Source organism: Bdellovibrio sp. SKB1291214, from assembly GCF_002209355.2.
Taxonomy (GTDB): Bacteria; Bdellovibrionota; Bdellovibrionia; order Bdellovibrionales; family Bdellovibrionaceae; genus Bdellovibrio.
The window spans coordinates 3,100,073-3,113,458 of record NZ_CP106855.1; the positions used below are offsets into that span (position 1 = coordinate 3,100,073).

General features: G+C 45.5%; 10 protein-coding genes. All 10 read right to left on the reverse strand.

The features are described 5' to 3' along the window. Window positions 1–74 precede the first annotated feature (74 nt). The 10 genes from thrS to B9G69_RS15380 all read right to left on the reverse strand — a co-directional run bounded on the left by thrS (window position 75) and on the right by B9G69_RS15380 (window position 13,165). The gene (gene thrS, locus B9G69_RS15335) at window positions 75–2,039 is read right to left on the reverse strand and encodes a threonine--tRNA ligase (protein WP_088614368.1); all 1,965 of its coding nucleotides are present in this window, start codon (window positions 2,037–2,039) and stop codon (window positions 75–77) included. 175 nt (window positions 2,040–2,214) lie between these two features. Next, window positions 2,215–2,760: a hypothetical protein gene (locus B9G69_RS15340; RefSeq protein ID WP_088614367.1), complete on the reverse strand. Its 546-nt coding sequence runs from the start codon at window positions 2,758–2,760 to the stop codon at window positions 2,215–2,217. A 110-nt stretch (window positions 2,761–2,870) separates the two neighbouring features. Beyond that, window positions 2,871–5,102 (reverse strand): hypothetical protein, encoded by a 2,232-nt coding sequence (locus tag B9G69_RS15345; RefSeq protein ID WP_088614366.1) that lies wholly within the window; start codon window positions 5,100–5,102, stop codon window positions 2,871–2,873. Between the two features lie 68 nt (window positions 5,103–5,170). Then, window positions 5,171–5,716, reverse strand: coding sequence for a hypothetical protein (locus B9G69_RS15350; protein WP_088614365.1), 546 nt, complete (start codon window positions 5,714–5,716; stop codon window positions 5,171–5,173). 128 nt (window positions 5,717–5,844) lie between these two features. Further along, window positions 5,845–7,044: a molybdopterin oxidoreductase gene (locus tag B9G69_RS15355; protein WP_088614364.1), complete on the reverse strand. Its 1,200-nt coding sequence runs from the start codon at window positions 7,042–7,044 to the stop codon at window positions 5,845–5,847. An 8-nt stretch (window positions 7,045–7,052) separates the two neighbouring features. Further along, window positions 7,053–7,631, reverse strand: coding sequence for a c-type cytochrome (locus B9G69_RS15360; protein ID WP_088614363.1), 579 nt, complete (start codon window positions 7,629–7,631; stop codon window positions 7,053–7,055). Window positions 7,632–7,633: 2 nt separating this feature from the next. Then, window positions 7,634–8,158 carry a DUF3341 domain-containing protein gene (locus tag B9G69_RS15365; protein WP_088614362.1) on the reverse strand — a complete coding sequence of 175 codons (525 nt, stop codon included), beginning with the start codon at window positions 8,156–8,158 and terminating at the stop codon, window positions 7,634–7,636. Beyond that, complete coding sequence (gene nrfD, locus B9G69_RS15370) at window positions 8,158–9,519, reverse strand: NrfD/PsrC family molybdoenzyme membrane anchor subunit (RefSeq protein ID WP_265437819.1); 1,362 nt, start codon at window positions 9,517–9,519, stop codon at window positions 8,158–8,160. The genes B9G69_RS15365 and nrfD overlap by 1 nt, the downstream gene beginning before the upstream one ends. Continuing rightward, window positions 9,516–12,662 (reverse strand): TAT-variant-translocated molybdopterin oxidoreductase, encoded by a 3,147-nt coding sequence (locus B9G69_RS15375; RefSeq protein WP_254916745.1) that lies wholly within the window; start codon window positions 12,660–12,662, stop codon window positions 9,516–9,518. The genes nrfD and B9G69_RS15375 overlap by 4 nt, the downstream gene beginning before the upstream one ends. Before the next feature lie 17 nt (window positions 12,663–12,679). Then, complete coding sequence (locus B9G69_RS15380; RefSeq protein WP_254916744.1) at window positions 12,680–13,165, reverse strand: cytochrome c3 family protein; 486 nt, start codon at window positions 13,163–13,165, stop codon at window positions 12,680–12,682. Window positions 13,166–13,386 lie beyond the last annotated feature (221 nt).

Below are 13,386 nucleotides of genomic sequence, written 5' to 3' on the forward strand. Positions count from 1 at the left end.
AAAATTTCCTGAAAACTTGCTAATGGTAAACCTCCGGGGTTTAGTTAAATACTAGCGTCACCTAAGTGCGACGACTAGTTTACAGTTGCAGACTTCGCAAGAGAGCTCTGCAAACTTCTTGTGTTAATATCTGTCGTAATCAAATTCATTACCTGATCCACAGTCATCCCTTTATGTTCAGACCCGTCTCTCAAACGCAATGAAACCGTTCTGGATTCTGCCTCTTTATCCCCTACGATAATCATGTATGGAATTTTTTGAAGCTGAGCCTCACGGATTTTATAATTCAACTTTTCGTTACGGCGGTCAAATTCCACGCGAACTTTTTGATCTTTGAGGGACTTCATCAGTTCCTCACAGAACGTGTTCACACGGTCCGTAACATTCAAGATTGAAACCTGGACCGGCATCATCCACGGTGGCAAATGGCCTGCCGTGTGCTCTAAATAAACGCCGATAAAACGCTCTAAAGAGCCCAAGATCGCACGATGTAGCATCACCGGGCGATGTTCCTTGTTATCCTCGCCTGTGTACTTCAAATCAAACGCTGTAGGAAGATTCGGGTCCACTTGAAGTGTTCCCAATTGCCATGGACGATTCAAAGCATCCACGAACATGATATCTAACTTTGGTCCATAGAAAGCACCATCGCCAGGGTTCAATTCAAACGGCAAATTCAAAGATTTTAAGGCTTCGGCCAAAGCACCTTCGGCCATATCCCAGTACTCTTCACTGCCCATGCGGTTGTCTGGACGAGTGGAAAGGAAGATCTTGTAGTTGCTCATACCAAGCTTATCGTAAACACGATTTAGCAAGCCCATGAATTTCGCGATCTCTTCCTGCAACTGATCCATGCGGCAGAAGATGTGCGCGTCGTCCTGACAGAACGTACGAACACGAGTCAAACCGTGCATGGCGCCTGATTTTTCATAGCGATGCAAACGACCGAAGTCTGCCATTTTGATTGGCAAATCACGGTAAGAATATTTCTCAGAGTTATAAAGCAAACAGTGAGAAGGACAGTTCATTGGTTTCGAAGCGAAATCACGCTCGTCCACTTTCGTGAAGAACATGTTTTCTTTGTAGTTCTGATAGTGACCCGAAGTATGGAACAAGTTCACATCGAAGATTTGCGGCGTGATGACTTCTTGGTAACCAGTCTCGAAATACAATTCGCGAAGGTAGGTTTGCAAAGAGTTGTAAACCGTTGCGCCCTTACCAGTAAAGAATGGAGATCCTGGAGCTAGTTCGTTGAAGTAGAACATGCCAAGCTCTTTACCTAGCTTACGATGATCGCGCTTCTTCGCTTCCTCGATGTTGTGTAAGTAAAGATCCAGGTCTTTCTTGTCGTTGAACGCTGTCGCGTACACGCGTTGAAGCATGGCGTTTTTCTCGTCGCCTCTCCAATATGCACCGGCTACGGACAACAATTTGAAGGCTTTGATTTGACCCGTTGATTGAATGTGTGGACCACGGCAAAGGTCAAACCAGTTCGTACCATTGAAATAGATACCAACAGTCGTCTCGCCTTTTTTCGCAAGGTCTTCAATCAACTCAACTTTGAATCGTTCATTCATCCCTTTGAATGTTTCAATCGCTTTCGCAATTGGCCAGTCCTCACGATGAATTGGAAGATCTTTAGAAACGATCTCAGTCATTTTCTTTTCGATTTTTTCGAAATGCTCTTCAGTAAAAGCAAACGGAGAATCGAAGTCATAATAGAAACCGTTATCGATCACAGGACCGATCGTCACTTTTACTTCTGGCCAGATATCTTGAATCGCTTGCGCCATGATGTGCGCAGCCGAGTGACGAACCACTTCAACTGATTCAGGAGATTTGGTGGTGACAAGAGCCACTTTCGTTTGATCTTTCAAAACAGTGCGAAGATCAGAAATTTCAGTTGAACCATTTAGTTTTGCACCAAGAGTTTCTTTAGCCAAGCGAGGGCCAATAGACTGCGCCACTTCTAGCGCTGTCGGTTCATGGTCAAAAACCTTCGTCGAGTTATCCGGCAGAATAATTGTAATTTGTGACATTATGATTGCGTGCTCGTGAACGAGCTCTTTTTAAGTGGGATAAGTGATGAATAAAACGGGAAATTTTGCATCACATTATTACTAATCCCGGCATGGAGGAGGGTCAAGTGTTCTTGGTCTCGAACCGCCTCAATCCGCCAATGACGCATCGCTTACGCAAATAGGACCTGGCACCTTAACGGCACAGCTCAGTCACCCGGCGCATGTCACCCATATCGTCACATTCGAATCTGCCCAATTCCGAGCAGATGCGATCGATACAGCTGGCATCACTGACTCCTCGACACATTTTCGTGATCGAAAACAGTTCACGCTTTTCGTCACAGTCAAAACGATCTAACTGATTACAAACCGCTGTCACACATTGGCCATTCACACCGTCACATTGGCAGGCGATATCTTTAACTTTTTTATCGGTGCTGCAGTCCATATTCGGCAACTGATCACACACCGCTCGAATGCAACGAACGTTCTCGGGATTCGTGGTACTGCAGTATGGAGGTTTGGGAGTGGATGGGGGTTTGGGTGCAGGCGGATCATCGGGACCATCCCCTGGTTCATCCGGCAAGGGCAATGGCGCCGGCAGATCTCCGTTCATGATTTGTTCATAGAGCTGAAGTTTTTGATAGTTGCTGGAAATCGGCCTGCCATCCGCATCGGAAGCGTGCACTGTCTGAAATGCAAAAACTGAAACAAGAACCGCCGTTCTGATCAGAGTCATTGAATCCCCTCCATGAAAAACCTGTTCCGACAAATCGGAGTGTATCAGGTTATTTCAACAGAGCGGAGCTACCGTCTCAAACGGGGCTTGATGGATGTGGCAAAAACCAATTATTCAGAATAATAACGGTTGTGAACTTTTTTAATCAAAGGTGATGCCTCACCGCTTGGATAAAGACGATCGGCACCGATTTTCTTTTCAGCCATCTCAATGGCTCGAAGCAATGTTTCCTGACGTTTTTGCATATCCTGGATTTGATACTCTGTTAGATTGCCAGCCGTCACTTTTTTCCAGTCCTGGAAAGATGTCGCCTTTAACTTTTCAACGACTTCTTTTTGCGGGGTAAAAGCCTTAATGGCTGATTGCAATTCTGATTCTTTGCGTTTTAGCTCTGCCAATTGCTCTTTCATTGAAGCCACATTACGACCGCCACTTTCAATGGACTTCGTCATTTTTTCTTGGGCCCGCAGATTCTTATCCAACTGCCCGACGTTGCCTTGGAAAGTCACAAAAGGATCTTTCCCACGACCACCGCCAAATGACAGACCGTGATCGATCGCTACCAATTTTCCGTCTTCTTTTTGCAGATAGTTAAAACCATGGCGATCGCCATTCGCAACTAAATAGTCAAAGAATCCTAATTGGTCTGGATCATCGGCAAAGGTTTCGTAAGGCGATTGGTCTTTTAAGTTCTTCACACGATACTGAACGGAACCGATTTCGCCTTTGTATTCCTTAATTACAGTCACCGGAGTATTGTTCAATCCCAAGTACTTATCGATATTATAAGCCGCCACTTCACTTTTCGAAGTATCGATTTCGTCCATCACCGCGCGAGGTTTCCAGACGCCCTCGGAACCATCTTCGTAACGCACAAAGCGCGCGCCATAGACACCTTGCCCCACTCTTTTATCAGAAACTATATTTCCTTCAGCCAGCTTCTTTTCCAATGCGACCGAAGAGCCCGTGGCTCCAGGCCTTAATTCTGAGGAGGCAGTGGTTGACGTTGCATTATTTCTTTTAATGGAAGCTTTGGTATCTAAAAACTGATCTGCATCCGCGATGCGACCAGCTTGGCTGGCATTTTCTTCCGCAATGGCCTTTTTTACTTTGCCTTTAAATGCCGACAACGCTTTCTGAGGGACCACTCCCAAAGCCGTCAGTGATGCTGCCATAATGCAGTTGTCTTGTTCTTGGCGGTCTGCTGTGGGTGCACTAATGCATGCGCCACTTGTTTTAAGATCGGCGACTTTAGTTTTAAAACACGCTTGATCCGTTACCGCTGCCATACTGGCAAAATCTGTCGCCATGACAGCGTACTTCATCATGTTCATGGCATTGTAAGAAACCATACCAACAGTTCTTGCTGACTGAGCTGTGGAAAATGCTTTAGCTGTGAATGCACCTACTTTACCCACGACTGATGCACCGGCGCCTAAAAACAGCGAACCGATCATCACACCGTTGTTTAAATTGTCAGCACCTTGTCCGTAACGAGCATTGGCTAAGCACGCCACTTCAGATAGCTTCGGCTGACTTTTTACAACGGAGGCACTTAATGCCGGGTCAGCCAGCAGGTCATGACGAGTTGTACGATCCAACCCTTGGCCACCCTGACCCACAATGGAAGCCGTTAGGTTCGAACGGTTTTCATCCAAAGCCTTTTGGGTTTCCTGGTAGGCCGAATTCAAATTTTTAATCATGTCTTGATCAGAAATTTCCTGGGTGGAACTGGAAAATTTTTCGATGACACTTTTTACCTCAGGGGCTCCTGAAAGTGGAATCGCACTCATGATAACCTTGTAGGAATTCTGCAACGAGATCAGTTCTTTGCAGGCATTATATCGAGCATTCTTTTTAAAACCTTTTACTTGCTCTTCAAGGGTTTCAAAACTTGTGGGACAGACAGGTGTTGCGAGACCTGGATCAGAGACGATTTTTTTTGCTAATTCGGCAGTCTTTGCACGCACTTCCCGTGCAAGAGTTAACTTTTTCTTGAGATCTGAATTGGCAAAGTCTTTGGAGTTCTGAGCGACAAGGTTCTTAGCATAATCGCTGGCACACTGAAGCTCGCGGACCTGCTGCTGCGCCAGCAAATAGAAATACCGATCTTCTTCAGATTGTCCGGCCAACTGTGCGATTTGTTTAACATCTTTAGCATTTTCTTGAAGAGAAGACTCTTTGGGGTCACAGATTTCATCACTTTGGGATTGCGCCAAAGGTTCGCACTTATTACCGGTCACTTTAAAAGCTTGTTCCGACAACGCCTCAAGAGGGCCCGCCGTGGCGCGTGCTGCATGTAAGGAAATACAAAACAAAACTAGAAATTGAAGGGTATTCATCAGGGAACTTATCGGTTTCAACAAGTTCCCTTTTAAGAGGAAAGTCAGAGTCTTGTAAGTTATCTGACTTATTTTACCTCAGTCACACTAGACGTTGGTGCTGGAGTGGCTAGCGGAGGTACGGACTGAGGAATATTGGCATTGGTGAAAAGATTTTTCAGAACGCTTGGATTTCCAGCTGCATCGAAATCGTACACTTTGGAGCCATCGTATCCGCGCAAATGATTGCACTCGTAACTTAAAGCATAGTCGTAGGTTTTTCCGCCCTTTGTAACACGAATACCATAGCGAGGATTAAAACATCCCGGAAGTGCTAAGCCATCCTTGAACGACTCAGCGGCATCTTTAAATTCGAGAGCAGCTTCCGTCACGTCTTCAGGTTGAACTTTGATTTCGCCTAAGATTTTAAAGCCATGAAAGTCTGTTGGTCCCTCGCCTTTTTGCGCCGGATCTAAAGAATAAACAGTCGCGGTTTGCGGCTCTTGAAGGTTGTTTAAAAAGGCCATTTCAGCCTTCACAGCTTTGACTTCTTTAGTCGCTTCCAAAGAATCAAATTTCCAATCGCAACCTGCAAACACAGATGCTGCTAAAAACGTACAAACTAGAAATCTCATAAGACCTCACTCACCTTTCCCTGGTGGATGAAAGATTTAACCATATTCTAAACGACAAAAGCCACCCTTGGGGTGGCTTTTGTTAAGAGTCCAGCGTTATTAACGCTACGCTCTTATTCCGTGTAATCTTAGTAAGCAACGTGGTGGTTTAAAGCCTCGTGCATACGTGGATCTTTGATCGGAACCAAGTTGTACTTGTTCCAGAAGTTCATGATGCAAAGAAGGAACAAACCAGCGAATCCTGCGAAGATACCGATTTCCCAGAAACCGAATACAACCGCACCATCGTTAAAGTTTGGATACACCATCCAGTAGATATCCACGTATTGGAAAATCAAAACAATCGTAGAAATCAACAGTACGTTCGCATCGTTTCTTTTTGCGCCACGAGGAAGCAACGCCAAGAACGGAACGATGAAACGGAAGACCAATAGAGCTACGGAGATTTGCATCCAACCGCCCAATGATCTCATGATGTAGTACTCAGTTTCTTCCGGTAAATTCGCGTACCACATCAACATGAATTGAGAGAATGCGATATACGCCCAGAAGATCGAGAAACCCTTCAAGTACTTCACAACGTCGTGTTGATGCTCAACCGTCACGTAACCTTTAACAAGGCCAGAACGTCTCATGAACACGATCGTGATTGCCAAGAATGCCAAACCCGATTGGAACAATCCCGAGAAGCAATAGATCCCGAAAATCGTCGAGTACCAAGTTGGAAGCAACGACATGATGACGTCTACGGAGAAGAACGAGAACAACAATGCAAAGAACGCGATGAAACCGACAGCAGGACCCACGTTTTTGTGAGTCAATTTTTCGTCACCCGTTTGATCTTGCTTCAAAGAATTCCCGACCATCACCCATTTAAAGATCATGCAACCGACAACGAAAACCAACAAACGAATCACGAAGAACGTCGGGTTCAAGTATGCCGTTTTTGCAGCGATCACTGGATTTTCAGCGATAACTTTCGGATCAGCCCAGATGAAAAGTTTTTTGAAGCCGAACAACAAGATCAAACCAAACACCAAGATGTAAGGAATAAAAGATGTCGTCGCTTCAGCAAAACGGCGGATCGAAACGGACCAACCGGCTTTCGCCACGTTGTTAATAGCAACCCAGAAAAGACCGCTTAAGCCCAAGCAAGAAAAGAAAAAGAAAGAGACAAGGTAAGATGTCCACAAGCGGTCTTGATTTTTCATCAAGCCCACTGCAAATGTGATCAAACCGATCGCCATCAATACGAAACTCAATGTTTTCATCCATTGTGGAGCTTCGAATTTACCCATATGTAGATCTACGTGTTTATGTTCGCCCATACGTATTCCTATTTTCCATCACGCTTCTCAAGGAAGCGAATGTAGTTAACAACCTGCCAACGATATTTTTGCGGGATGTGAGAAGCGTAAGGACCCATCACACCTTGTCCCATCGTAATAACGTGGTACAAGTGACCATCTGGCCAGCCTTTAACTTTGTCAGTCAAAAGAGCAGGTGGTTTCAAAGCCATTTTCGCAGACACTACTGAACCAGACTTGTCGCCGCCCTCGCCTTTATAGCCATGGCAAACTGCGCAGTTTGTTTCGTAGTATTTTTGACCCGTCAAAAGAGTCTCATCATCCATTTTTCCAGCAAGTGGATTTTTAAGGTTCTTTGCAGCCCCTTCAACATCCGTTGCGTAACGGTACGGCTCGAAACCAACTGGCACTGTGTGCTCCGGTGGAACGCGCATACCGATATGGTGTGGAGAGCTTTCGTCGTACTCCTGAGCTTTAATCGCCGGAGACTCCATCATATCTTGAATGATCTCAACGTTTGGTTTGTTGCCGCGAGGACCACAGCTTGTCAGCGCTGACACTGCCAAACCCGCTGCTACAACTAGAGTCATATTAACAAGACTTTTCATTTCTAGTACTCCGTCTTCTTCACTTCAACCGCGCCAAGTTCTTTGAACAAAGCAGTGAGCTTTGTTTCATCGTAAGTAGCATCGTTGTGTGGAACAAAAATCGCGAACTTATGGCAGCTCAAATCTGGATCGATGATGGGTGGATCGATACGTGGCATTTTGCACGCATAGAACAAAGCACCTACCGAAGAAAGCGCCGCCAACAAGATCGTCAATTCGAACATGATTGGTACGAATGCTGGAGCGGAGAAGAACGGCTTGCCACCGACATTCACAGCCCAGTCAACTGCTGAAGTCCAATAAGTTAAAGCCAAGCCACCAGACAAACCAAGGCAACCCGCTACGAATGTTACGTAGGGAATCCAAGAACGTTTGATGCCGCAAGCTTCTTCCATACCGTGAATTGGGTATGCAGAGATTGCTTCGAATTTATCAGAACCAGAATCACGCATCTTTGCTGCAGCTTTAAGAATTTTTGATTCTTCAAGCCAGATTCCAGCAATACCTTTAGTATATTGAGCAGCCATTAGTGGTGCCCTCCTTCAGTATCATAACCAACGTGCAGAACAGGTTTAACCTCTGCGATAGAAACCGCTGGGAACAAACGCAAATACAACAAGAACAGAGTCAGGAACATACCGAACGAGCCTACCAAAACGCCCGTATCGAACCATGACCATTGGTACATACCCCAGTTGGCTGGCAAGAAATCGCGGTGCAAAGAAGTCACCGTGATCACGAAACGCTCGAACCACATACCGATGTTTACGAAGATAGACACTACGAACATCACAGGGATTGAACGACGAAGTTTCTTGAACCAGAAAACTTGCGGAGACAACACGTTACAAGAAACCATGATCCAGTAAGACCAAGCGTAAGGACCGAAGGCACGGTTTACGAAGGCAAAACGCTCATACGGGTTACCAGAGTACCAAGCGATGAAGAACTCAGACGCGTACGCGTAACCAACTAGCATACCTGTTGTCATGATGATTTTATTCATCACTTCCATATGGTCTAGAGTTACGTAGTTTTTGAATTCAGGGAAACCGATACGAACCAATGTCATCAACGTCACAACCATTGCGAAACCGGAGAAGATCGCACCGGCAACGAAGTATGGAGGGAAGATCGTTGTATGCCAACCTGGCAAGTTAGAAACCGCGAAGTCGAAGGATACGATCGTATGTACTGAAAGAACTAGTGGAGTCGAAAGACCTGCTAGCAACAAGTACAACATTTCGTAGTGGGACCAGTTTTTCGCAGTTCCTCTCCAACCCAAAGAAAGCGCACCATAAACTGCACGACGCATTTTATTTTTTGCACGGTCTTTGATTGTCGCAAAGTCAGGAACCAAACCAATGTACCAAAACACCATGGAAACCGTCGCGTATGTCGATACGGCGAAAACGTCCCAAAGAAGTGGCGAACGGAAGTTCACCCACAATGGACCACGTTGATTCGGATATGGGAACAACCAGTAATCCAACCAAGGACGACCTGTATGTAGCAACGGGAAAAGACCCGCTGTCATAACGGCGAATACCGTCATCGCCTCAGCTGTACGAGCAACTGATGTTCTCCATTTTTGACGGAACAAGAAAAGTACCGCCGAGATCAATGTACCGGCGTGACCGATACCGATCCAGAATACGAAAGTAACGATCATCGTACCCCAGAATACCGGGTGAGTAACACCCAGCAAACCGATACCGATACCAACCACGCAAGCCAGGATCACGATGTAGAATAGAAGCAATGTTTTTGCGCCCAAGAACATTCCGATCCAACCTTTGGATGGGAATCTTTCTAATGGGGCACAGATGTCATCGCTGACATCTTTCAAAGTCTTATTGCCAAGGACTAATGGGTTACGCTTAATCATGAGTGCTCACCTTGTTTTGCAGTACCGTGACCATCGTGGCCACCAGTTGATTCTTTATCATTGTTGCGGATTTTAGAAAGATATCTAACAGAAGGTTTCGCATGCCATTCTTCAAGCAATGCGTATCCACGAGCCTTCTCTTCTTCTTTCCAAATTTTAGAAACAGCACTGTCTGGATCGTTCAAGTCACCGAACACGATACCACCAGCTGGGCATGAAGTTTGGCAAGCTACCTTAACATCTCCATCCTTCAACTGACGTTTTTCGTTACGAGCGATCGTTTTGGATTCTTGGATTCTTTGCACGCAGAACGTACATTTTTCCATAACCCCGCGCACGCGAACGCCTACCGCAGGATTCAAAGCCATGTGCATTGGTTTTTCGATCAACTTAGCATAATTGAACCAGTTGAAACGACGTACTTTGTACGGACAGTTATTCGCGCAGTAACGAGTACCAACGCAACGGTTGTAAACCATGTCGTTCAGACCCTCATCAGAGTGAGTCGTCGCAAGAACCGGACATACTGTTTCACAAGGAGCGTTGTCGCAGTGTTGACACATAACTGGTTGGAAGACCGCTTGCGCATTTTCGATATCACCTTGGTAATAACGATCGATACGCAACCAGTGCATGATACGACCTTCAAGAACGTATTTCTTACCGATAACTGGAACGTTATTTTCAGATTGGCACGCCACCACGCAGGCTGAACAGCCTGTGCAAGTGTGAAGATCAACTGCCATACCCCATTTGTGACCAGAGTATTGGTGACCAGACCAGATAGACCATGTTTCATGTCTGTGGATACCAGCCGATTTATTTTTTACGTAGTCTTTCAAAGTCGCTTCAGCAGCGATTTGACGGCCTTCCATAGAGAAGTTACCAGACGTACCTGCTAGATCGTAGTGTTTGCCCAATTTTTCGAATGTAGCAACTTGACCCGCAAAGACAGCTTTACCGGCTTTGTCGACAGAGATGAACTCTGTCATGTCTTTACCTACGCCATTTGCAACTTTACCAGCGCGAGTACGACCGTAACCTACAGCAACTGCGATAACTTCGTTGTGCAAGCCTGGTTGGATGTACACTGGAAGCTCAACAGATTTATCACCCACTTTAAGGTTGATCACAGAACCTGTTTTCAAATGGTGTTTTTCAGCCGTAGCGATCGAAACCATTGCGTAGTTATCCCACGTCAATTTTGTCACAGGATCTGGAAGCTCTTGCATCCAACCTGCATTCGCCAAAGAACCATCCATGATCGCCACTTTAGGGTAAAGAACGAGTTCCATACCTTCTTGAGCTTTAGCTGGCTTGATGCTTGTGAAAGCATCCACTTTGAATGAACGAGCGACTGAACCAGAACGATTCAACTCACCCACATAGCCTTTTTGAAGAGCTTCCAACCAGAAATCTTCAAAGCCTGCGCCTTTACCGTATTTCGGGTGGATGTCTGATTTCCAGTAAACTCTTAAGTAGTCATAGAACGTTTCGTAATCACGAAGACGTGCTGGACCTTGTTTCGCCATGAAAGCCCAAGTCATCAAAGACAACTGGAACGAGCGAGTGTCATACATAGGACGAATCGCAGGTTGGCAAATAGAAACAACGCCTTTACCTACTTCGATATCATTCCAAGATTCCAACGCGTGGTTGTCTGGAGTGATGTAATCAGCGAACACGCCCGTCTCGTCAACACGGTCCCCTGTATAAAGAACCATTTTAACTTTTTTGATCGCTTCAGCAAAGCCCATAGATTTTGGCAAATTGTAGCCTGGGTTTACTTTATGCATGATCAAAGTTTGAACTTTGCCGTCATTCATATCTTGGATCAATTGAGCCATGTCAGCGTACGACGCTGTCAATGCAGGGTGACCTGCTTTGGCATCAACTGTTTTACCATCGTTGTCCAAAACTGAATTTAGCATGTTCACGGCAATTTGAAGCTCAAGCGATTGAGCAGTTTGCGAAGTGATACCACCTGCTACTACCAATGATTGACCTTTGTTTGCAGCCAAATCAGCAGCCACTTTCGCAAAGACTTCTTTGTCGAAGCCTAACTTCGTAGCTACATCTGCGTAAGGTTCCAAAGTCGCTTTCACAGCGCCGTTACCAGCGTATGAAGACTGACCCTTTTTCACGATGATTTCGTGAAGAAGACCCATCACAACATCAAGTTGTTGAGACGGTTTGATTTTGAAACGGATATCGGCATTAGCACCCGTCAATGAGTAGTTGGAATCAAAAGAAACCAAACGATTCATGTTTTTGATATCTTTACGACCTTCCGTAAAGTGGTGCGTAAATGTCGTCGGGCTGATCCATGTACCCAAGAAGTCAGCATTGATTGAAACGATCATTTTCGCTTTATCAAACCAGTACTGAGGAACGACGTCATCGCCGTAGGAAGCTTTTTGTCCATCACGAACGTCGTCGTGAGAGAATGCATCCCACACGACAGTCTTAGCTTTGAAACCTTGAGCGAAGTCAGAAATCACAGCCTTTGTTGAAGGAGAAGCTATCGGAGCTGTCAATACAACAACGCCACCTTTAACCAATTGCTCTGACACTTTTTTGTCTAGATCTTCCCACTTAACATCGATCAATTGAGAGTTCGATTTTTTCTCATTGAACAAGTTGCGTTTAGGACCTTGCAATCTTTCCGGATCATACAAGTACATCAAAGTCGCTTGAGAACGAGCGCTCAAACCACCTTGGCTGTATGGATGGGATGGATTTGATTCAATGTGTACCGGACGGCCTTCGCGAGTTTTGATAAGCAAAGCCATCGCATCGCTACCGTCGAAGTATGCAGAAGTGTAGTAGTTCGGAAGACCAAGAGTCACCTCTTCAGGCATCTTGTTATACGGAACGATCTTTTGTACTGGACGACGGACGCAAGACGCTGTCGCCATAGCCAAAGATGCGCCCATAAGTTTCAAGAACTCACGACGTGCCCAACCATCTTCACCGTCGCTTTCGCGCAGTGGAGAAGATTTAAACTCTGTCTCTGCTAATTTTTGAAATTCAGAATCGCCCATCTTTTCTTCGATGGTTTCCCAGAATTTCGTGTCACGCACGATTGTCGGGCGCAACGCTTTTTTCATCTCTAATTCATGATCATGATGCATTTCAGACATAATACCTTCCGAAACCCTTAGTAGTGACAAGTTGAGCAGTTAAGCGGAGCTTTGTTCTCTGGTTGGCGGTGGCAGTTCACACACCAGCCCATAGAAAGATCAGAGAATTGCTCCACACGTTTCATCGTTTCGATAGGACCGTGACATGTTTGACAGTTCACGCCTTTCGCGATGTGCGCGTTGTGATTGAAATGAACGAAATCTGGAAGCATGTGAACGCGTACCCACTCAACGGAGCCACCGCTGTCGTATGCATCACGAAGTTTTTGAATTTCTGGTTTATCTGTCGCTACTTGCAAGTGGCAGTTCATGCAAGTTGATAGCGCCGGAATATTAGAGTGACGAGTTCTTTCCACTTGGTTGTGGCAATACTGACACGCAATTTTGTTAGTTCCCGCATGCAATTGGTGATCAAACGCAATTGGCTGCTCTGGAGCGTAACCTTTGTTATATCCCCAACCTGGTTGGAATTTACAACCCGTGAGAAGTGCTGAAAAAATCATGAGCGCGCTCAAACAAGCTAACACGCCCGCCGTCGTACTTCTAAATACCCGATGCATAATCATCCTTTTGCTAAACTCGTATCCTCTTAATCACATTGAGGATTGAGGCCAACAACGCTGTCCTATATTTAATTTTGCCCTTATTTAAAGACTTAAACGTCCAGTTGTCCATATTCTTTTTGCAAGCATATTGAAAAAGCGAAAGAGATTTCTCCCTCTCG